Genomic DNA, 20,379 nt, shown 5'->3' on the forward strand with positions numbered 1-20,379 from the left:
TTCCCGACGATTTACGACGTGTTGAAACCGGCATACGGCCGATGCAACAGCGCGCGTCGGCTGCTGATCGCCAATCCGATCGCTTTCTTTCTCCAAGTATGACCTCAGCCTTGCGCTCGCAAGTGCGGAGCGGCTTGGGGCGTAAGCACGTGGACCCCACCGGCACACGCGGGCCGAATCTGTTGGGCGCGGCCGCGTGCCCCGCGCCGTCGTAAGGGCGCCGGGCCGTGTGGCAGCCTGTGCTCCCGTCCAACCCGGCCGTCCTGATCGGACCGGGTGTCATCGTCATCATGGCTATCGGCTTTGTCGGTGCCTGGACGTTCGACCGGAAGCGCTCCTACCTGCTGCTGTTCGCCGGGGCGTGCCTGCTGTTCGCGCTAGGGGTCTGCTCGCAGGTCTTCGGCGTGCCACGCGGTCGCTTGAACGCCGTCGTCGCGACGATTCCCTATACGGCGGCCGTGCTGATGGTGATCGAGGCGCTGCTGCGCCGCTCCGGCCTGCGCACGGGCCTGTGGTTCAGCGGCCTAGCCTCCGCCGCCGTGCTCGGCCTCGTTTGGTACTTCACCTATGTCCAGCCCGCGCTGCTGGCCCGCGTCTACGTCCAGAACCTCGGCTTCGGCCTGATTCTGCTCCTGGCCGCCTTGCGGCTGACGAAGCTGCTGCACGGCAGCATCCCGGACCGAATCCTGTTCTGGGTCTTCTTCGCCTTTGCAGTGCACTTCTTTCCCCGCACGGTGCTGACCGCGAGCGCCGATCTGCCCCACACGGCCGCGGCATTCGCCAGGACGCCGTTCTGGTATGCCCTGCATCTGTCGCTGAGCTTCTTCGGCGTCGCGCTGGCACTGGCGATTCTGGGAGCCACGGCCTTCGACCTGATCGATTCCCTGGAGAAGGAGCGCGAGACGGACCCGCTGACCAAGCTGCCCAATCGCCGCGGCTTCGAGCGCGCCGCCTTGGCCGCGCTCGATCGAGACGACGGCCCGATCAGCGTCATCGTCTCCGACATCGACAACTTCAAGGACGTCAACGATCAATTGGGACACGCCGCCGGGGACGAGGCATTGCGGTCGTTTGCAGCGCTGCTCCAGGCGAACGTGCGCAAGGCGGACGTGCTCGGCCGGATGGGCGGCGAGGAATTCGCCATCGTCGTTCCCGGAGCACGTGCCGAACAGGCTCACGCCCTCGCCGAGCGCATCCGGCAGGCGCTGGCGGCCGCCAGCCTGCGAGGCCCGCACGGGCGCGCGCTGTCGGCCAGCTTCGGCGTGGCCCAGCGCGCTGCGCGCGAGCCGTTGTGGGAGGTGATCGGCCGCGCTGACGCCAGCCTGTACGAAGCTAAGCGGACCGGCCGCAACCGCGCCCTCATCGCCTCGCTGCTGCCGAGCGGCGACGGGGAGGATGACCAGCCGGAAATGTTCTTCTGATCCAATTATGGGTCGCCGCCGGAGCGCCAGGGGCGATGGTGGGCGGTGACGGGCTCGAACCGCCGACCCTCTCGGTGTAAACGAGATGCTCTACCAACTGAGCTAACCGCCCGTTTCGCGCGCCCTTGATTCCACCCAAGCTGCAAAGGCCTCGCCACGGCCAATCGTGCAGGCCGGCGGTCGCGCCGCGCCCACAGCCTGTTTACGCAGGCCTACGGATCGGCGCAAGACGCGCGCCGGGACAGGCCCTGAGGTGGACCGCAGCGAATGCTTGGCGAGATCTGAAGTCAGGGTAATGACGCCCGGCGACGCCCACCGACGGGAGCGGCTCGGCCGTAAAAGCCGACAGCCGATCATTTGGAACGCGATCAGAAGGCCGCGCCCCTCATCCCGACCGAAGCGGAAGGGTGCGGAGCGGGTAAACCGCTCCGCCAACCTCATCAGCCGTTGACCGCGTCCTTGAGACCCTGGCCGGCCTTGAACTTCGGCGCCTTCGAAGCAGGCACGTTGATCGTCTCACCGGTCCGCGGGTTCCGCGCCGTGCCGGCCGCGCGATCGGCGACGGTGAAGGTGCCAAAGCCGACCAGCTTCACTTCCTCGCCCTGCTTGAGCGCATTGGTGATCGCTGCGAACGTCGCTTCGACAGCCTCGCCGGCTTGAGCACGGCTGAGATCGGCCTTGTCGGCCACGGCCGCAACAAGATCGCCTTTGTTCATTCCTCGTCCTCCAACTGCGAAGGCTGCGGGTGGGCAGCATTCGTCCAATCGTCTCACCAAGGCCCGACGCGCCGGCGCGGATCTGCCACCGGCCGATCAAGCCCGCGTCCCGATGCGCGCAGCGACGCGCACAGTCGGTTCGACATGCCCGTTTGACCTGAAGCGGAAGGGAGCGCAACCCCCGAAGTGCGCTGAACCCCAAGAAATGCAACGGTTCTTGGCCCTCAAAACGACAAAAAGGGCTCCGGCAGGCAGCCGGAGCCCTCTCGTCTCGAACAGCGGTGGAATCAGTGGGCGAGCAAGCCCGAGCTGTCGTCCTCGCCGGCAACGGGCGTCGCCGCCACCTGCGCCTCTGAATCCCACTCGATCCGGCTCAGCGTCTTGGTCAGCGCATGCTCCAGCACCTGGTCCATGCGCGAGACCGGGACGATCTCCATGCCGTTCTTCACGCTGGCCGGCAGATCCACCAAGTCCTTGGCGTTCTCTTCCGGGATCAGCACGGTCTTCATGCCGCCGCGCAGCGCGGCCAGCAGCTTCTCCTTCAGGCCGCCGATGGGCAGCACCCGGCCCCTGAGCGTGACTTCGCCGGTCATGGCGATATCACGGCGCACCGGCACGCCGGTCATGACCGAGACGATGGCCGTCGCCATGGCGATGCCGGCGGACGGGCCGTCCTTCGGGGTCGCCCCTTCCGGGACGTGGACGTGGATGTCGCGCTTGTCGAACAGCGGCGGCTCGAGGCCGAAATCGAGCGCCCGGGACCGCACGTAGGAGGCGGCCGCGGAGATCGATTCCTTCATCACGTCCTTCAGGTTGCCCGTCACCGTCATCCTGCCCTTGCCGGGCATCATGACGCCTTCGATGGTCAGCAGCTCGCCACCGACCTCGGTCCAGGCCAGGCCTGTCACGACGCCGACCTGATCCTCCTCCTCGACCTCGCCGTAGCGGAACTTCGGCACGCCGAGGAAGTCGGGCAGGTTGTCGACCGTGACCGCCACGCCCTTCGCCTTGGTGAGCACGATCTCCTTCACCGCCTTGCGGATCAGGTTCGAGATCTCGCGCTCCAGGTTGCGCACACCGGCTTCCCGCGTGTAGCGGCGGATCAGCATGAGCAGCGCTGCATCGTCGATCGACCATTCGCCGTCCTTCAGCCCATGCTTGGTCAGGACCTCGGGGATCAGGTGGCGCCGTGCGATCTCGAGCTTCTCATCCTCGGTGTAGCCGGCGATGCGGATCACCTCCATGCGGTCCAGCAGGGCCGGCGGGATGTTCAGCGTGTTCGCCGTCGTCACGAACATGACGTTCGACAGATCGTAGTCGACCTCCAGGTAGTGGTCGTTGAAGGTGTGGTTCTGCTCGGGATCGAGCACCTCGAGCAGCGCCGACGACGGATCGCCCCGGAAGTCCATGCCCATCTTGTCGATCTCGTCGAGCAGGATGAGCGGGTTGGCCGTCTTCGCCTTGCGCATCGACTGGATGATCTTGCCGGGCATCGAGCCGATGTAGGTGCGCCGGTGGCCGCGGATCTCGGCCTCGTCGCGCACGCCGCCGAGCGACATGCGAACGAACTCGCGTCCCGTCGCCTTGGCGATCGACTTGCCGAGCGAGGTCTTGCCGACACCCGGAGGGCCGACCAGGCACAGGATCGGCCCCGTGAGCTTGTTGGCCCGCTGCTGCACCGCCAGGTACTCGACGATCCGGTCCTTGACCTTGTCCAGGCCGAAATGGTCGTCGTCGAGGATATGCTGCGCGGCGCCCAGATCCTTCTTGATCTTGGACCGCTTGCCCCACGGGATGCCGAGCAGCCAGTCGAGGTAGTTGCGCACGACGGTGGCTTCCGCCGACATCGGCGACATCTGCCTGAGCTTCTTGACCTCGCCGAGGGCCTTCTCGCGCGCCTCCTTGGAGAGCTTGGTGGCGCCGATCTTCTCCTCCAGCTCCGCCAGCTCGTCGCGGCCGTCCTCGTCACCCAGCTCCTTTTGGATGGCCTTCATCTGCTCGTTCAGGTAGTACTCGCGCTGCGTCTTCTCCATCTGCCGCTTGACGCGGGTCCGGATGCGCTTCTCCACCTGCAGGACGGAGATCTCGCTCTCCATCAGGGACAGGATCTTCTCCAGCCGCTCGGACACGGCCTGCGTCTCCAGCAGGCCCTGCTTGTCGGCGATCTTGACGGCGAGGTGCGAAGCGACCGTGTCGGCGAGCTTCGACGGCTCCTCGATCTGGCCGACCGCTGCGACGACCTCCGGCGAGACCTTCTTGTTGAGCTTCACGTAGCTCTCGAACTCGGTCACCACCGAGCGGCCGAGCGCCTCCACCTCGACGCGGTCGCCGATCTCGTCGGCGAGCACCTGGGCGGTGGCCTCATAGAAATCGTCGGAGCGCAGATAGCTCTTGATCTTGGCGCGGCCGGCGCCTTCGACCAGCACCTTGACGGTGCCGTCGGGCAGCTTGAGCAGCTGCAGCACGCTGGCGATCGTGCCGATCTCGTAGATCGCGCTCGTCTCCGGGTCGTCGTCGGCCGCGTTGATCTGCGTCGCCAGCAGGATATGGCGGTCGGTCTTGACGACCTCCTCCAGCGCGCGGATCGACTTCTCGCGCCCGACGAACAGGGGCACGATCATGTGCGGGAACACGACGATGTCGCGCAGCGGCAGGATCGGATAGTCGGAAACCGTCCCCGGGGCAGCCGGTTGGCGAGGCTTCATGGTGGTCATGGACCCACGTCCTTTCTTTGGCGTCCACCGCCCCCTTTCAGGCGGGCCAGTGGGCGGATTGCCGGGCGCACTCCCCGTGCTGTGACGGTTGCGGCCGGCACGCTGTCCGGCACCTCGCAATGAGCGTACCGATGTCGTCGCGTCGACCTGAAGTGGCCCTACACGGTAGCCGTTTCAAGCGGACCTGCGGCGCCCCGACATCGGACTGAGGAAACGGACCGCTACGACTCGTCTCAAGGAATGGCCGGCCGCAACGCGCGGCCGGCCCTGCTGCGAGCCACAAGGGCCGCAGGCGATCAGGCCGACGCGCTCGTCTCGGCGCGGTCGGCATAGATGAAGAGCGGCCGGGCCTTGCCCTCGACCACCTCGGGCCCGATGACGATCTGCTCGACGCCATCGAGGCCCGGGAGCTCGTACATGGTCTCCAGCAGGATCCCTTCCATGATCGAGCGCAGGCCACGCGCACCGGTCTTGCGCTCGATCGCCTTGCGAGCGATCAGCGTCAGCGCGTCCTCGTGGAAGGTGAGCTCCACGTCCTCCATCTCGAACAGCCGCTGGTACTGCTTGACCAGTGCGTTCTTGGGCTCCTGCAGGATCCGGCGCAGCGCCGACTCGTCCAGATCCTCCAAGGTGGCGATGACGGGCAGGCGGCCGACGAACTCCGGAATCAACCCGAACTTCAGCAGATCCTCCGGCTCGACCTCGCGGAAGATCTCGCCGGTCCGGCGGTCCTCAGGCGCGTGCACCGTCGCGGCGAAGCCTATGGACGTGCCCTTGCCGCGGGCCGTGATGATGCGCTCCAGGCCGGCGAAGGCGCCGCCGCAGATGAACAGGATGTTGGTGGTGTCGACCTGCAGGAATTCCTGCTGCGGATGCTTGCGGCCGCCCTGGGGCGGCACGCTGGCGACCGTGCCCTCCATGATCTTGAGCAGCGCCTGCTGCACGCCCTCGCCGGACACGTCGCGGGTGATCGACGGGTTGTCCGACTTGCGCGAGATCTTGTCGATCTCGTCGATGTAGACGATGCCGCGCTGCGCCCGCTCGACGTTGTAGTCGGAAGCCTGGAGCAGCTTGAGGATGATGTTCTCGACATCCTCGCCGACGTAGCCGGCCTCCGTCAGCGTCGTCGCGTCGGCCATGGTGAACGGCACGTCGAGGATACGGGCGAGCGTCTGTGCCAGCAGCGTCTTGCCCGAGCCGGTCGGCCCCACCAGCAGGATGTTGGACTTGGCAAGCTCGACGTCGTTGTGCTTGGTCGCGTGGTTCAACCGCTTGTAATGGTTGTGCACGGCGACGGCGAGCACCTTCTTGGCGTGGTCCTGGCCGATGACGTAGTCGTCGAGCACCTTGCGGATCTCGCGCGGCGTCGGCACCCCGTCCCGGGACTTCACCAGCGACGATTTGGACTCCTCGCGGATGATGTCCATGCACAGCTCGACGCACTCGTCGCAGATGAACACCGTCGGACCGGCGATGAGCTTGCGGACTTCATGCTGGCTCTTGCCGCAGAAAGAGCAGTACAGGGTGCTCTTGCTTTCGCCGCTGGTCGCCTTGCTCATGGTCCGTCTCCAATCCGACAGGGATCGAATCCGATGGATCCCGTCGTCATCATATGGTCATCGTAAGGACTAGGCCTAGTGGGCGCCATTCCCGAAAAGGGGTGACCCCCTCCCCCATCCCCAAGGATGCAGACGGGAGTCCTCATGCAAACATGCGGCCATATCATGATCAATGCGAGCGGGACGGCTTGCCGCAGTCCCGTGCTCGCACCACCGCATGCCGCACCGGAGCCTTCGGGGATCCCGGAACAGCGACCGACCGGCGTCGGCCCGGCCGTCATCGTCGACGCAACCGCTGCGGCCCTCAGGCGGCCGCCTCGGGGCGCTTGTCGAGCACCTGATCGATCAGGCCGAATTCCTTGGCCGCATCGGCGGTCATGAAATTGTCGCGCTCGAGCGCCTGCTCGATGTTGTCCATGGTCTTGCCGGTATGCTTGACGTAGATCTCGTTCAGCCGGCGCTTGAGCGCTTCGATCTCGCGCGCGTGAATCAGGATGTCGGTCGCCTGGCCCTGATAGCCGCCGGACGGCTGGTGCACCATGATGCGCGCGTTGGGCAGCGCGAAGCGCTGGCCGGCCTCGCCGGCTGCCAGCAGCAGCGACCCCATTGATGCCGCCTGGCCCACGCACAGCGTCGAGACCGGGCAGCGGATGAACTGCATGGTGTCGTAGATCGACAGACCCGACGTCACCACGCCGCCGGGCGAGTTGATGTAGAAGGAGATCTCCTTCTTCGGGTTCTCGGCCTCGAGGAACAGCAGCTGAGCCACGACGAGCGATGCCGTGTAGTCCTCGACCGGGCCGGTCAGGAAGATAATGCGCTCCCGCAGCAGCCGGGAGTAGATATCGAACGCCCGCTCGCCGCGGTTCGAGGTCTCGATGACCATCGGCACCAGCGTGTTGGCGTAGACGTCCAGCGGGTCTCTCATCATCACGTGCTCTCCAGTCGGCCGCGGGGATACCCCCGGATCTGTTGTCCCTGATCACGATGATGTGGCTCCGGCCGCGCCGAAACCAAGACCGTGATCCGCGCGCCGGCCGCACCAAGGCCGCCGGCGCTTCGAGACATGCCCGACAGGTGAGAGACCCTTCAAAGCCGTACGACCGCACTCCAGGCTGGAGGGGTGAGCGCACGTCTGCAGAGGCTCGGATGGCCGTCGGCGCACGCTCTAGGCATATCGCCCATCAGATAAGCACATCCCCATGGCGGGTCGGCCTAAAAAATGGGCATATAGTGAAAAAGGTGCTAAAGGTCAGCGGATGGCTGCCATCCGTCAGGCCTTCGCCTCCTCCTCATCGGTGAACAGCTCCTCCTTCGACACCGCCTTGTCGACGACCTTGGCCTGGGTCAGCAGGTGGTCGACGACCTTCTCCTCGAACAGCGGAGCGCGGATCTCGGCGAGGGCCTCGGGGTTCTTCTGGTAGAATTCCCAGACCATCTTCTCCTGGCCGGGAAACTGGCGAGCCCGCTCCACCAGGGCCCGGGTGATCTCGTCGTCGTTGACCTTGATATCGGCCTTGTCACCGATTTCCGCAAGGACCAGCCCGAGGCGGACCCGCCGCTCGGAGATCCTGCGATATTCGGCCTGGGCGTCCTCCTCGGTGGTGCCTTCGTCGGCAAAGCTGCGCTCGGCGCGCGTCATCTCGCCGACAACGCCCTGCCAGACGCCGTCGAACTCCTGCTGCACCAGGGTGGGCGGCAGCTCGAACGAGTAGAGCTTGTCGAGCTGGTCAAGCAGCTGCCGCTTCAGCTTGCGCCGCGACTGGGCGGCAAAATCCACGCCGACGCGGTCGCGCACGGCATTGCGCAGGGCTTCCAGGTTCTCCATGCCGAAGGCCTTGCCGAGATCGTCGTCGATCTTGAGCTCGCCCGGCACCTCGACGGCCTTGACGGTGACATCGAACTCCGCCGCCTTGCCGGCCAGCTGCGCCGTGTTGTAGTCGTCCGGGAACGTGGCCTTGACCACCCGCTCGTCGCCCGGCTTGCCGCCGATCAGCTGATCCTCGAAGCCGGGAATGAACGAGCCCGAGCCGATCTCCACCGGAATGTCCTGGCCGGTGCCGCCGGCGAACGGCTCGCCGTCGATCTTGCCGACGAAATCGATGGTGACGCGGTCGCCGGCTTCGGCGCCCTCGCCCTCCGCCCGGGCGGTGAACGCCCGGTTCTGCTTGGCCATGCGGGTCAAGGCCTCGTCGAGCTCGGCGTCCGATACCTCGGCCACCTCGCGCGTCACCTCCACCGACGACAGGTCCGCCAGCTCGAAGGAGGGCAGCACCTCGAGCGCCACCGTGTAGGCCAGGTCCGCCTTGGCGTCCATGACCGCCTCGATGTCCTCGCGCGCCTCCGGCAGGCTCACCTTGGGCTCCATGGCGAGACGGAGCTGATTGTCGGAGACGATCTGCTGGTTGGCCTCGTTCACGGTGTTCTGCACCACGTCGACCATGACGGAGCGGCCGTAGAGGCGACGCAGGTGCGACAGCGGCACCTTGCCCGGACGGAAGCCGTTGATCTTGACCTTGTCCTTCAATCCGGACAGCTGGCTGGACAGCTTGTCCTCGAGTTCCGCCGCCGGCACGACCACCTTGTATTCGCGCTTCAGCCCTTCGGAAATGGTTTGGGTCGCCTGCATGATGAAACTCTAACGTCCTGCCGCTCGTGATTCGGATGAGAAACGTCTCGTGTGGAACGTCTCGGCGTGTGGTGCGGGCGGAGGGACTCGAACCCCCACGAGGTTAATCACTGGAACCTAAATCCAGCGCGTCTACCAATTCCGCCACGCCCGCCGGCGGACAGCAGCGAGCCGTCCCCATGGCCGAAGACGGGGCTCTATATCATGCCGCGCCTGGCCGCACCAAAAAAATGCGGCGATTGCAGCCGCAACGGCGCCGTTCGACACACCTCGTTCACAATCCGTGGGCCACGACGCGAAACGGCGGTGGACCTCTCCCCGCCGCCAGCAAAGCACGTTAAACGCAGCCTCGATCAGGCCAGGTCCGCCGGACCGGGGCGCCAGCGGAGATCCCCATGGACGAACAGCGGCAGCAGAGGGTGCAATCGGCCGGCATCACTCGCCGACAGGTCGCCTTCGGGATCGCCGCGACGGTGATCGCGCCACCCGGCTTGGCCCGTGCCCAGCAGGCCGTCGAAGCGGGCTGGGAGGTGTTGCCGGACGAGGGCGGGGCCAAGGCGGAGCCCGCACCGGCGCCGGCGGCTCCCGCAGCCGGCCCCGGCGCCCTCGCTGCCGCGCCCGGCACGCTTCGGCTCAAGCCGGCGCCGGCACGCGAGACGGAGGTCTGGTGTTACGGCGGCGCCGTCCCCGGCCCCATCCTGCGGACCAAGCAGGGCGGCAGCCTGCGCCTCGCCTTCACCAACAGGCTGACGCAGCCGACGACGCTGCACTGGCACGGCGTCCACCTGCCGAACGCGATGGACGGGGTCGGCGGCCTGACCCAGGCGGCGATCGCCACGGACGCGACCTTCGAGGTTGCGTTTCCGACACCGGATGCCGGCACCTACTGGTACCGCCCGCTGGTTCCGGCGCTGGCCGCAGAACAGACCGAGCGGGGGCTCTACGGCCTCTTCATCGTCGACGAGGCCAAGCCGCAGCCGTTCGATCTCGATATCGGGCTGGTGCTGGACGACTGGGCGCTCGACGCCTCCGACCAGGTGCGGGCCAGCTTCGGCGACGCGGCGGAAGTCGGTCTCGGCGGCCGCCTCGGCAACTGGCTGACGGTCAACTCCAAGGAGCCGCCGCAACGGCTCGAGGTGGCGCCGGGCGCACGGCTGCGGCTGCGCGTGCTCAACGCGGCGAATGCCCGCCCCCTGACGCTGCGCTTCGAGGGTTTGAAGGTCGACGTGATCGCCGTCGACGGCCAGCCCTCGGAGGTCTTCGAGCCGGCGCGCGGCGCCATCTCCCTGGTGCCCGGCACCCGGCTGGACCTCGCCGTCGGCGCGCCCGGCCAATCCGGGCAGACCGGCACCGTGCTGGTTGCGTTGGGGCCGGGCGTTCCCGCGCTCACGTTGACCACCGCCGGCGCGCCCTCGCCGCTCGCCGGCGCCCCCACGGCCGCCTTGCCGCAAGGCCGGCTGCCCGAGGCGATTGCGCTGCAGGCGGCGGCGCGCGCCGAGCTGGTGATCGAAGGGGGGCTCGATCCGGCGACGCTGCAACCCGGCACCCGCCCGTCCCTGCCCGACGTGGCGCGCGCCTGGACCGTCAACAAGGTCTCGTGGCCGGACGCCGCGAAGAAACCGGTGCTCTCAGTGAAGGCGGGCCGCCCCGTCGTCCTGGGGCTGGTCAACCGGACCCCCTTTCTCCAGGCGATGCACGTCCACGGCCACCACGTGCGGCTGCTGCACAACCTCGACGACGGATGGGAGCCCTATTGGCTGGACACCATTCCGGTGCCGCCCGGAGGCACGGCGCGCATCGCCTTCATCGCCGAAGCACCGGGGCGCTGGATGATCGGCTCCACCGTGCTGGAACGGTTGAGCAGCGGCCTTGCGTGCTGGTTCGAGGTCACCTGACGGGCGCCGCGCGCGCCATCCACAGGCTGCCTCAGGCCGGCAACCCTGCCCTCAGAACGCCGTGCCGAAGCCGACGCCACCGTTGCGCAGCATCGGCCGGAACGAGGACGGCCCCTCGCGCTCGGTGCCGGTGCCGGACATGTCGATCTCGTTGCGATCGATCTTGCGCATCGGGCCGCCGACCGGTGCCGGCGCAGGCTCCCGCTGGGCGCTGCGCTGCTTGGCCGCCTTGCCCCGCGCGGCCTTGCCCTGACCGGCCTTGGTCGCACCGGCGTTATCGGCGGGAGCGGCGCCGGCCGGCCCGTCCCAGCCCGGCGTCGACGGCATGGTTTGAGCGGCCGCCGGTGCCACGCAGGCGAGCAGACCGAGCGCCACGCAAGCCGGAAGCGAAAGAATGCGGATCATCGTAGCTCCACACGCTGGCGCAGCACCCCGTGAGGGCATGCGGCGCAGGAGCGCTTCCTGCTCGGAAGCCCTCCAGGTTCAAGAAACTGGAAGCACTTCCGTCCCTTTCAGATGAGCTCATCTGATCGGGAAATGCTCCGGGGACCATAGAGACCGCGCGCGGCCGTGTGCTTCGCGCGACCCGCATGGCTACGGTACCATGCCAGCGAGCCGCGTGAGAACTCTGGGCAGAACCTCGGGAAGGTCCTCGGAGATCAGCCCGAGGCCGTAGATAGTGGCTGCATCGCCGTGCATCCAGACCGCCGCGGCCGAGGCTTCGAAGCCGTCCATGCCCTGCGCCAGCAGCCCCGCGATCATACCGGCAAGCACGTCGCCTGAGCCCGCAGTGCCGAGCCAGGCCGGCGCGTTCTCATTGATGGCGGCTCGCCCGTCCGGCGCCGCGATGACCGTGTCGGCGCCCTTGAGCACCACGATGGCGCCGGTCCGCGCGGCTGCACGCCGGGCCCGTTCGAGCTTCGTCGGGGCCTTGACGACCTCGTCCTCGGCCTTGAACAGGCTGGCGAACTCGCCATCGTGCGGCGTGAGGACGACAGGCTGCGGCCGGCATGATTCGATCACCTGCCGCAGTTCCGGCACGCGGCCGGCGAAGCTCGTCAGCGCGTCTGCATCGAGGACCAGGCGGCGCTGGCGGCCGCCAGCGACCGTGACGAGCGCCTCGGTCTCCTTGCCGACGCCCGCGGCCGGTCCGATCAGCAGCGCGTTGAAGCGGCTATCGTCGAGCAGGCCTGCAAGGCCCGACGCGCCCTCCATCCGCCGCAGCATGACCGCGGTCAGATGCGCGGCATTGACCATCACCGCCTCGGGCGGCGCGGCGACGGTGACCAATCCCGCGCCGACGCGCAGCGCCGCACGCGCCGCCAGGCGAGCCGCCCCCGTGGCGGTGGGGCCGCCGGACACCACCAGCGTATGGCCACGCTTATATTTGTGGCCCTCGATCGAGGGCACCGGCACGTGGGCATGCCAGAGCGGCGGGGCGTTGGCGAAGTTGCCGCTTGCGCATGTGGCGACGGTGGCGTCGGTGATGCCGATGTCGGCCACGTCGACGGCGCCGCAGTAGACCCGGCCCGGCAGCAGCAGATGGGCCGGCTTGCGGCGCGCGAAGGTGACGGTCTGCACCGCCTTGATGGCCGCGCCGCAGACGGCGCCGCTGTCGCCGTTGATGCCCGACGGGATGTCGACGGCAACTACGGGCCGACCGCTGGCGTTGACCCGCTCGACCAGGGCCAGGGCCTCGCCATCGAGGTCACGCCCGAGGCCGGTGCCAAACAGCGCGTCGACGATGACGCTGGCCCCCTCGATCGCCACCCGGTCGGGCGTCGCCACCGGTTCCGTCCAGTCGGCCGCCGCCAGGGCCGCGTCGCCGCGCAGCGCCGCCAGGGTGCCCAGCAGCGCCAGGGTCACGCGATAGCCACGCGCCGCCAGCAGGCGGGCCGCCACGAAGCCATCTCCGCCATTGTTGCCGGGCCCGCACAGAACCAGAACCCTGTCGCCGGCCGCGCAACGCCGCTCGACGGCCACGGCCACCGCCGCACCGGCCCGCTCCATCAGGGTGCGGCCGGGCGTGCCGCCGGCAATCGTGAGCGCGTCGGCGCGCCGCATCTCGGCGTTCAACAGGAGCTCGAGGCCCATCGTCAGCCCTTTCGCGCAGCGCCGCGACGGACGTCGCTAGTCCGAATGCGGCATAATCTGATTAAGTATTGATCGTCTGGCGCCAATTTGTGCAATTCTTGGCCCGTCGATTATGCATTTCCTGCGGGGCCGGGTCGAGTTGCCCGTTTCCACGCGTCCCCAGCCGATGCATAAAGCGTCAGTGATTGCCCGTCAGCTTGAGCGTGGAGGAGCGCTACGCATGAAGAAAATCGAAGCGATCATCAAACCTTTCAAGCTGGACGAGGTCAAAGAGGCACTTCAGGACATCGGGCTGCAGGGCATAACGGTCATCGAAGCCAAGGGCTTCGGCCGTCAGAAAGGCCACACGGAACTCTACCGCGGCGCCGAGTATGTGGTCGATTTCCTGCCCAAGGTGAAGCTCGAGATCGTTCTGGCCGACGAACTGGTGGAGCGCGCCGTTGACGCCATTCGCCGCGCGGCCCAAACAGGCCGCATCGGCGACGGGAAGATCTTCGTGTCGACGGTCGAGGAGGCTATCCGCATCCGCACCGGCGAGACCGGCACGGATGCGATCTGAAGGTCGTTAACTGCGTCCGCAGGCCTTTTTTCATCAGCGAGCAGCAACAGGGGATTCTGATGACGAAGAGCGCTCAAGATGTGCTCAAAATGATCAAGGAGGACGACATCAAGTATGTCGACTTCCGCTTCACCGACCCGCGCGGCAAGTGGCAGCACGTCACGTTCGACGTCTCCCTGGTGGACGAGGACATCTTTGCCGAAGGCACGATGTTCGACGGCTCCTCGATCGCCGGCTGGAAGGCCATCAACGAGTCGGACATGGTGCTGATGCCGGATCCGACGACGGCGACCCTCGATCCCTTCTTCTCCGCCCCCACGCTGTCCATCGTCTGCGACATTCTCGAGCCTTCGACCGGCGAGGCCTACGGCCGTGATCCCCGCGGCTGCGCCAAGAAGGCGGAGGCTTTCCTGAAGTCGACCGGTATCGGCGACACGATTTATGTCGGCCCCGAGGCCGAGTTCTTCGTGTTCGATGACGTGCGCTTCAAGGCCGATCCCTACAACACCGGCTTCAAGCTGGACGCGTCCGAATTGCCGAGCAACGGCGACACGGACTACGAGGGCGGCAACCTCGGCCATCGCATCGGCACCAAGGGCGGCTATTTCCCGGTGCCGCCGCTCGACAGCGCCCAGGACATGCGCGGCGAGATGCTCGCGGCCATGGCATCCATGGGCGTCAAGGTGGAAAAGCACCACCACGAGGTGGCGTCCGCCCAGCACGAACTGGGCATGAAGTTCGACACGCTCACCCACATGGGCGACGGCATGCAGATCTATAAGTACTGCATCCATCAGGTCGCCCACAGCTACGGCAAGTCGGCGACATTCATGCCGAAGCCGGTGTTCGGCGACAACGGCTCGGGCATGCACGTGCACATGTCGATCTGGAAGGGCGGCAAGCCGCTGTTCGCCGGCAACAAATATGCCGACCTGAGCCAGGAGTGCCTGTGGTACATCGGCGGCATCATCAAGCACGCCAAGGCGCTGAACGCCTTCACCAACCCGTCCACGAACTCCTACAAGCGGCTCGTGCCGGGCTATGAAGCTCCGGTGTTGCTCGCCTATTCGGCTCGCAACCGTTCGGCCTCCTGCCGCATTCCGTGGACCGCCAACCCCAAGGCCAAGCGCGTCGAGATCCGCTTCCCGGACCCCACCGCCAACCCCTACCTCGCCTATTCGGCAATGCTGATGGCCGGCCTCGACGGCATTCTCAACAAGATCGATCCGGGCCAGGCGATGGACAAGGATCTCTACGATCTGCCGCCGCGGGAGCTGAAGAAGATCCCCACCGTGTGCGGCTCGCTGCGCGAGGCTCTCGACAGCCTGAGGAAGGACAACAGTTTTCTCAAGGCCGGCGGCGTCTTCACCGACGATTTCATCGAGAGCTACATCGAGCTGAAGATGACCGAAGTGATGCGTTTCGAGATGACGCCCCACCCGGTCGAGTTCGAGATGTACTACTCGGTCTGATCCACCGAAATTGCCGGCAAGTCTGCAGGGCCGGGCGCGTCAGCGCCCGGCCTTGTCGTTTGAAGGCGTCAGCCGCCGAACAGGACCTTGCTCATGATGCGGCCGGGCACCAGCGTGAAGAGCCCGGCAACGACGAGGCCGCCCACGTAGAGCCCGACCATCGTCGAGCGATGCCCCCGCACGTTGTGGCGATGCGCGTACAGCAGGCCGAGCGGCAGCATCACCAGCGTCAGCACCGACAGCAGGTGAATGGGGCTCCATGGGCCCAGCAGCCGGATCTCGTGGATGAACAGCGAGCTGACGGCGACCGCCAGCATCGTTGCAGCCCAGGCCCAGCCGATGGCGCGATGGCCGGCGGTGCCCTTCGGCAGCCCGAACTGGACGAGGCCGAGAACCAGGGCCGCCATGGCCGCTACGCCATGAATCTGTATGGCCGGGGTCGCCGTCAGCAGCGGTGCGAGCGTCATGCCGGGTGCTCCGCGGGCCATGAGAACGGCGTCGAGCGTACGCTCGTTTCCCTTCGCGCGGGCCGTATGTGCTAAATCGCACATCCGACGCATGTCCGGTGGTGGGGCGATGGCCGAAGTCGAAGACGTCATGCTGCGCCTGCTGGCTGCCACGTTCGTCGGCATGGCGATCGGCCTCAACCGCGACCTCAAGGGCAAGCCGACCGGCATGCGGACGTTGTCGCTGGTCTCCCTCGGGGCGGCGGTGGTCTGTGTGTCGGTCGTGCATCTGCCCGGCATCCAGGGCAGCGCCGACGCGTTGAGCCGGGTGGTGCAGGGAATCGTCCAGGGAGTGCTCACCGGTGTCGGCTTCATCGGCGCGGGCGTGGTGCTGCGCCAGCCCGACCGCCTCGTCGTCAAGAACCTCACCACGGCGGCAACGGTCTGGATCTGCGCGGCCTTCGGCATCGCGTGTGGTCTGGCGGCGTGGAGCATCGTGCTGGTGGGCTTGGCAATCACCTTCACACTGCTCATCTTCGGCGGGCCGCTCGAGCGCGCCGTCGAGCGGCGGCTGACGGGGCCCGGCGACGACGCCAGCGGTTGACGGCCGCAGGTGCCGCGGCGCCGGACGCCCGCGGACCGACCTCGTTCGAGCGCGGCCGGCGCTTATCCCCCGCTGCATGTCCGCGCGGCGGGCCTGTGCATCGCAGCAGGCGCCGCGTCGTGGCATAGTTGGACGGAACGAATCGGGATCAACAGGTATCGATGGCCAGCAGAGACGATCTTTTCGGCGGTGGGGCAGCCGCGCGCAAGCCGCTGCCGAAGGCGGCGCCGCAGCAGCCCCAGGCGAAGCCCTCCCGCGTGCCGCAGACCGCCGGCGAAGGCAACTACACGGCCGCCTCCATCGAAGTGCTGGAGGGGCTCGAGCCGGTACGGCGTCGGCCTGGCATGTACATCGGCGGCACCGACGAGAAGGCTCTGCACCACCTGTTCGCCGAGGTGATCGACAACGCCATGGACGAGGCGGTGGCCGGCCACGCCACCTTCATCGAGGTCGAACTGGAGGCTGGCGGCTTCGTGCGGGTGACCGACAACGGCCGCGGCATTCCCATCGATCCGCACCCGAAGTTCCCCAAGAAATCCGCGCTCGAGGTGATTCTCACGACGCTGCACGCGGGCGGCAAGTTCGATTCGAAGGTGTACGAGACGTCGGGCGGCTTGCACGGCGTCGGCGTCTCGGTGGTCAACGCCCTCTCCGACCGGCTGGAGGTGGAGATCGTCCGCGGCCAGACCGTCTACCGCCAGGCCTACTCCCGGGGCCTGCCGCTCGGGCCGGTGGAGACCGTGGGGCGAGCGCCGAATCGCCGCGGCACCACGGTGAGGTTTCATCCGGATCCGCAGATTTTTGGCGCGTCGGCGCATCTGAGCCCGCGCCGGCTGTTCAAGATGGCCCGCTCGAAGGCCTATCTGTTCGGTGGCGTCGAGATCCGCTGGCGCTGCGCGCCCGCCCTGCTCGCCGGCATCGACAACGTGCCGGAAGAGGCGAGCTTCCGCTTTCCGGGCGGCCTGAAGGACTATCTGTCCCGCGAGATCGAAGGCACCGTCATGGTCGCCGAGCAGATCTTCGCGGGCAAGATCGAGAAGCCGGGTGGCCACGGATCCCTGGAATGGGCCATTGCCTGGCTCGCCAACGCCGATGGGTTCATCCACTCCTACTGCAACACCATCCCGACGTCCGAGGGCGGCACCCATGAGCAGGGCCTGCGCCTCGCCCTGCTGCGCGGCCTGCGCGACCATGCCGAGCGGATCGGCCAGAGCAAGCGTGCCGCACAGATCGCCGCCGAGGACGTGATGGTGTCGTGCGCCGCGATGCTCTCGGTGTTCATCCGCGAGCCCGAGTTTCAGGGGCAGACAAAGGACAAGCTCGCCAGCGCGGAGGCGACGCGCATCGTCGAGACGGCCCTGCGCGACGCCTTCGACCATTGGCTCGCCGCGGCCCCGCAGCAAGCCTTGCGCCTGCTCGACTGGACGATCGAGCGCGCCGAGGAGCGGCTGCGCCGGCGGGCCGAGAAGGAAGTCGCCCGCAAGACCGCGACGCGGCGCCTGCGCCTGCCCGGCAAGCTGGCCGATTGCACGGCGGCGGGCGCCGCCGGCTCGGAGATCTTCATCGTCGAAGGCGATTCGGCCGGCGGTAGCGCCAAGCAGGCGCGCAACCGGCAGACCCAGGCGGTGCTGCCGCTGCGCGGCAAGATCCTCAACGTCGCCTCCGCCGGCCGCGACAAACTCGCGCAGAATCAGCAGCTCTCCGACCTCATGCAGGCGCTCGGCTGCGGCAGCGGCAATCAGTATCGCGACGAGGACCTTCGCTACGAGAAGGTGGTCATCATGACGGACGCCGACGTCGACGGCGCCCATATCGCCTCCCTGTTGATCACCTTCTTCTATCGACAGATGCCGAAGCTGATCGACAACGGCCACCTGTACCTCGCGGTGCCGCCGCTGTTCCGCGTCACCAGCGGCAACAAGACGCTGTATGCGCGCGACGAGGCCGATCGCGATCGTCTGATCGCCACCGACTTCAAGGGCCGCAAGGTGGAGGTGGGCCGGTTCAAGGGCCTCGGCGAGATGATGGCGGCACAGCTCAAGGAGACCACCATGGACCCGGCGCGGCGGACGTTGCTGCGGGTGCGGGTGATCGACGAGGAGCGCCCGATCACGACCGACGCCATCGAGCGGCTGATGGGCAACAAGCCGGAAGCACGCTTCGCCTTCATCCAGGAGCGCGCCGCCTTCGCGTCCGACGACGAGCTCGACATCTGATCGGCGGCGGCCCGAACAAGTCCTTAACCCTGTTGCGCGCATCATGCCGGTGGGACGGGCGCTCCCTCGGAGCAGGGCGTTGCGGGTATTCGATCGGGCTGATCACAGCGTCGCGGGTGACCTGGCGAAGGCGGCCATGGCGATCACGTTCGTGTCACTCCTGGCCGTGGGCTGGCTGTTCGCCACGCTCTCGCCCGGCGACGCCGAACGCTGGCTCAGGAGCGAGGCTCCGTTCGCCGCCGAGGGGGCCGGGAGTGATCGTGCAGCCCCGGCGGCGGTCGGCGCCTTGGCCCGGCGGGCGGCCGCGCTGGACCTGCATCCGTGCGGGTGGGTACAGGTCAAGTAGCCGTCCGCGCCGAGGTTGTGGCGAGCCAAGGCTAGACCGCCGCTTTCCCTGCATCCTGGCCTGCTGAACCACGTCATTGACAACTCGCGGTTTTTCCCCATATTCCGGCGCGGCGCTGCGCCCTGTTGGGCTCCCCGAGCGGTGGCCCATTTCGTGCTGGTCACCTTGACTGCCCGCAGACGTACCTCGACAGAGCCCATGGCATTTACTGAACTCGGCCTCAGCGACAAAGTCCTTCAGGCCGTCGAAGCTTCCGGTTACACGCAGCCGACTCCCATTCAGGCGCAAGCGATCCCGCATGTGCTCGCGCGGCGGGACGTGCTCGGCATCGCACAGACCGGCACCGGCAAGACGGCGGCGTTCACGTTGCCCATGCTGACGCTGCTGGAATCCGGACGAGCCCGGGCGCGCATGCCGCGCACCCTCATCCTGGAGCCGACGCGAGAGCTCGCCGCCCAGGTGGAGGAGAGCTTCGCCCGCTACGGCGTCAATCATCGCCTCAACCTCGCCCTGATCATCGGCGGTGTCTCGTTCGGCGACCAGGACGCCAAGCTGATGCGCGGCGTCGATGTGCTCATCGCGACGCCGGGCCGGCTCCTGGATCATTTCGAGCGCGGCAAGCTGCTGCTCAGCGGCATCGAGGTTCTCGTCATCGACGAGGCCGATCGCATGCTCGACATGGGGTTCATCCCCGATATCGAGCGCATCTGCCGCATGGTGCCGTTCACGCGCCAGACGCTGTTCTTCTCGGCCACCATGCCGCCGGAAATTCAGCAGCTCGTCGACAATTTTCTGAGCAACCCGGTCCGGATCGAGGTGGCGAGGCCGGCCAGCGCCGCGGCCACGATCACTCAGCACCTGGTCGCATCGGGCGGCGAAGCCCACGAGAAGCGCGAGACCCTGCGGCGCCTCATTCGCGAGGCGGTCGACCTCAAGAACGGCATCATCTTCTGCAACCGCAAGCGTGACGTGGCGCTCGTGCAGCGCTCGCTCGAGCGTCACGGCTTCAGCGTCGTCGGCCTTCACGGCGACATGGATCAGCGCTCGCGCATGCAGGCGCTTGACCGCTTCCGCAACAACGACGTGCAGCTGCTCGTGGCGAGCGATGTCGCCGCGCGCGGTCTCGACATCCCCGATGTGAGCCATGTCTTCAACTTCGACGTGCCGCACCATCCGGAGGATTATGTTCACCGCATCGGCCGCACCGGCCGCGCCGGCCGCAGCGGCTGGGCCTACACGATCGCCGCGCCCGGTGACGAACGCGCGCTGGAGGCGATCACCAAGCTGATCGGCCAGGACACGCCCTGGGATGGTCCCTCGCTCGCCGAAGCCGAGTTTCCGGCCGCGCGCGAGGAGCGCCGTGGCCGCCGTGACCGGGATGATCGCAAATCCGGACGCAAGGGTGGCCGGCGCGATCGCAAGGGCGGCGACTACGCCGGACCAGCCGACGACGCTCCGGCTTCGGTGGCCTCCGCCCCGCTGCCGCTTGCAGAGCCGCCGGCGCGCAACGGTCGGGGTGATCGTCCGTCGGGACGCGACCGCCGGCGCCACGACGACGAGTGGACGCCTGTCGGCCTCGGCGACCACGTGCCGGCGTTTCTCTTGCGGCCGGTGCGCCTGCCCAAGGCGATAGCCGAAAAGGCCGAGCCCGACGCCGAGACGGCCATGGCCGAGGCACCGCAGAGCGAGGATACGCTCACCTAGAGCG

The 20,379-nt window shown here is 67.4% G+C and carries 16 protein-coding genes and 2 tRNA genes; 8 read left to right on the top strand and 10 right to left on the bottom strand.

The annotated features are described in order from the left end of the window. Nucleotides 1-227: 227 nt before the first annotated feature. Entirely contained in the window at nt 228-1,421 is a 1,194-nt protein-coding gene (locus ACZ5PO_RS28880; RefSeq protein ID WP_464185649.1) for a GGDEF domain-containing protein, read from the top strand. Between the two features lie 36 nt (nt 1,422-1,457). On the opposite strand, the gene ACZ5PO_RS28885 is transcribed toward ACZ5PO_RS28880, so the two are convergent. The 7 genes from ACZ5PO_RS28885 to ACZ5PO_RS28915 form a co-directional block, all read right to left on the bottom strand. Then, nucleotides 1,458-1,533: transfer RNA gene (locus ACZ5PO_RS28885), tRNA-Val, on the bottom strand. A 328-nt stretch (nt 1,534-1,861) separates the two neighbouring features. Beyond that, nucleotides 1,862-2,137, bottom strand: a complete 276-nt coding sequence (locus ACZ5PO_RS28890) for an HU family DNA-binding protein (protein ID WP_464185651.1) — start codon at nt 2,135-2,137, stop codon at nt 1,862-1,864. 287 nt (nt 2,138-2,424) lie between these two features. Beyond that, entirely contained in the window at nt 2,425-4,851 is a 2,427-nt protein-coding gene (lon, locus tag ACZ5PO_RS28895; RefSeq protein WP_464185652.1) for an endopeptidase La, read from the bottom strand. A 296-nt stretch (nt 4,852-5,147) separates the two neighbouring features. Continuing rightward, the gene (gene clpX / locus ACZ5PO_RS28900) at nt 5,148-6,410 is read right to left on the bottom strand and encodes an ATP-dependent Clp protease ATP-binding subunit ClpX (protein ID WP_188608383.1); all 1,263 of its coding nucleotides are present in this window, start codon (nt 6,408-6,410) and stop codon (nt 5,148-5,150) included. A gap of 304 nt (nt 6,411-6,714) precedes the next feature. Next, the gene (locus ACZ5PO_RS28905) at nt 6,715-7,338 is read right to left on the bottom strand and encodes an ATP-dependent Clp protease proteolytic subunit (RefSeq protein WP_464197092.1); all 624 of its coding nucleotides are present in this window, start codon (nt 7,336-7,338) and stop codon (nt 6,715-6,717) included. Between the two features lie 345 nt (nt 7,339-7,683). Then, nucleotides 7,684-9,039 (bottom strand): trigger factor, encoded by a 1,356-nt coding sequence (tig, locus tag ACZ5PO_RS28910; protein ID WP_464185654.1) that lies wholly within the window; start codon nt 9,037-9,039, stop codon nt 7,684-7,686. A 69-nt stretch (nt 9,040-9,108) separates the two neighbouring features. Continuing rightward, nucleotides 9,109-9,193, bottom strand: a tRNA-Leu gene (locus ACZ5PO_RS28915). Between the two features lie 241 nt (nt 9,194-9,434). Here ACZ5PO_RS28915 and ACZ5PO_RS28920 point away from each other — a divergent pair. After that, complete coding sequence (locus ACZ5PO_RS28920; protein WP_464185657.1) at nt 9,435-10,934, top strand: multicopper oxidase family protein; 1,500 nt, start codon at nt 9,435-9,437, stop codon at nt 10,932-10,934. 51 nt (nt 10,935-10,985) lie between these two features. On the opposite strand, the gene ACZ5PO_RS28925 is transcribed toward ACZ5PO_RS28920, so the two are convergent. Both ACZ5PO_RS28925 and ACZ5PO_RS28930 read right to left on the bottom strand, forming a co-directional pair. After that, nucleotides 10,986-11,339: a hypothetical protein gene (locus ACZ5PO_RS28925; RefSeq protein ID WP_464185659.1), complete on the bottom strand. Its 354-nt coding sequence runs from the start codon at nt 11,337-11,339 to the stop codon at nt 10,986-10,988. Between the two features lie 189 nt (nt 11,340-11,528). Beyond that, a complete protein-coding gene (locus tag ACZ5PO_RS28930) occupies nt 11,529-13,028 on the bottom strand; it encodes an NAD(P)H-hydrate dehydratase (protein ID WP_464185661.1) in 1,500 nt (499 codons plus the stop codon). A gap of 220 nt (nt 13,029-13,248) precedes the next feature. Between ACZ5PO_RS28930 and ACZ5PO_RS28935 the strand changes: the two genes are divergently transcribed. Beyond that, a complete protein-coding gene (locus tag ACZ5PO_RS28935) occupies nt 13,249-13,587 on the top strand; it encodes a P-II family nitrogen regulator (protein ID WP_464185664.1) in 339 nt (112 codons plus the stop codon). 59 nt (nt 13,588-13,646) lie between these two features. Continuing rightward, entirely contained in the window at nt 13,647-15,059 is a 1,413-nt protein-coding gene (glnA, locus tag ACZ5PO_RS28940) for a type I glutamate--ammonia ligase (RefSeq protein WP_464185665.1), read from the top strand. A gap of 68 nt (nt 15,060-15,127) precedes the next feature. On the opposite strand, the gene ACZ5PO_RS28945 is transcribed toward glnA, so the two are convergent. After that, nucleotides 15,128-15,526, bottom strand: a complete 399-nt coding sequence (locus ACZ5PO_RS28945; protein WP_464185667.1) for a DUF2306 domain-containing protein — start codon at nt 15,524-15,526, stop codon at nt 15,128-15,130. A gap of 109 nt (nt 15,527-15,635) precedes the next feature. On the opposite strand from ACZ5PO_RS28945, the gene ACZ5PO_RS28950 reads away from it, so the two are divergent. From ACZ5PO_RS28950 to ACZ5PO_RS28965, 4 genes are all read left to right on the top strand, one after another. Then, nucleotides 15,636-16,109 carry an MgtC/SapB family protein gene (locus ACZ5PO_RS28950; protein ID WP_464185669.1) on the top strand — a complete coding sequence of 158 codons (474 nt, stop codon included), beginning with the start codon at nt 15,636-15,638 and terminating at the stop codon, nt 16,107-16,109. Between the two features lie 161 nt (nt 16,110-16,270). Further along, nucleotides 16,271-18,325: a DNA topoisomerase IV subunit B gene (parE, locus tag ACZ5PO_RS28955; RefSeq protein ID WP_464185671.1), complete on the top strand. Its 2,055-nt coding sequence runs from the start codon at nt 16,271-16,273 to the stop codon at nt 18,323-18,325. A 79-nt stretch (nt 18,326-18,404) separates the two neighbouring features. After that, on the top strand, nt 18,405-18,671 hold the full coding sequence (locus tag ACZ5PO_RS28960) for a hypothetical protein (RefSeq protein ID WP_464185672.1): 267 nt from the start codon (nt 18,405-18,407) through the stop codon (nt 18,669-18,671). A gap of 198 nt (nt 18,672-18,869) precedes the next feature. Next, complete coding sequence (locus ACZ5PO_RS28965; protein ID WP_464185673.1) at nt 18,870-20,375, top strand: DEAD/DEAH box helicase; 1,506 nt, start codon at nt 18,870-18,872, stop codon at nt 20,373-20,375. Nucleotides 20,376-20,379 lie beyond the last annotated feature (4 nt).

It is taken from the genome of Chelatococcus sp. KU-N122 (genome assembly GCF_055391085.1).

What these genes read in the sequence shown, in the direction of transcription:
- ACZ5PO_RS28890 (WP_464185651.1), bottom strand. Translation starts at nt 2,137, where the DNA reads ATGAACAAAGGCGATCTTGTTGCGGCCGTGGCCGACAAGGCCGATCTC.
- lon (WP_464185652.1), bottom strand. Translation starts at nt 4,851, where the DNA reads ATGACCACCATGAAGCCTCGCCAACCGGCTGCCCCGGGGACGGTTTCC.
- clpX (WP_188608383.1), bottom strand. Translation starts at nt 6,410, where the DNA reads ATGAGCAAGGCGACCAGCGGCGAAAGCAAGAGCACCCTGTACTGCTCT.
- ACZ5PO_RS28905 (WP_464197092.1), bottom strand. Translation starts at nt 7,338, where the DNA reads ATGAGAGACCCGCTGGACGTCTACGCCAACACGCTGGTGCCGATGGTC.
- tig (WP_464185654.1), bottom strand. Translation starts at nt 9,039, where the DNA reads ATGCAGGCGACCCAAACCATTTCCGAAGGGCTGAAGCGCGAATACAAG.
- ACZ5PO_RS28920 (WP_464185657.1), top strand. Translation starts at nt 9,435, where the DNA reads ATGGACGAACAGCGGCAGCAGAGGGTGCAATCGGCCGGCATCACTCGC.
- ACZ5PO_RS28925 (WP_464185659.1), bottom strand. Translation starts at nt 11,339, where the DNA reads ATGATCCGCATTCTTTCGCTTCCGGCTTGCGTGGCGCTCGGTCTGCTC.
- ACZ5PO_RS28930 (WP_464185661.1), bottom strand. Translation starts at nt 13,028, where the DNA reads ATGGGCCTCGAGCTCCTGTTGAACGCCGAGATGCGGCGCGCCGACGCG.
- ACZ5PO_RS28935 (WP_464185664.1), top strand. Translation starts at nt 13,249, where the DNA reads ATGAAGAAAATCGAAGCGATCATCAAACCTTTCAAGCTGGACGAGGTC.
- glnA (WP_464185665.1), top strand. Translation starts at nt 13,647, where the DNA reads ATGACGAAGAGCGCTCAAGATGTGCTCAAAATGATCAAGGAGGACGAC.
- ACZ5PO_RS28945 (WP_464185667.1), bottom strand. Translation starts at nt 15,526, where the DNA reads ATGACGCTCGCACCGCTGCTGACGGCGACCCCGGCCATACAGATTCAT.
- ACZ5PO_RS28950 (WP_464185669.1), top strand. Translation starts at nt 15,636, where the DNA reads ATGGCCGAAGTCGAAGACGTCATGCTGCGCCTGCTGGCTGCCACGTTC.
- parE (WP_464185671.1), top strand. Translation starts at nt 16,271, where the DNA reads ATGGCCAGCAGAGACGATCTTTTCGGCGGTGGGGCAGCCGCGCGCAAG.
- ACZ5PO_RS28965 (WP_464185673.1), top strand. Translation starts at nt 18,870, where the DNA reads ATGGCATTTACTGAACTCGGCCTCAGCGACAAAGTCCTTCAGGCCGTC.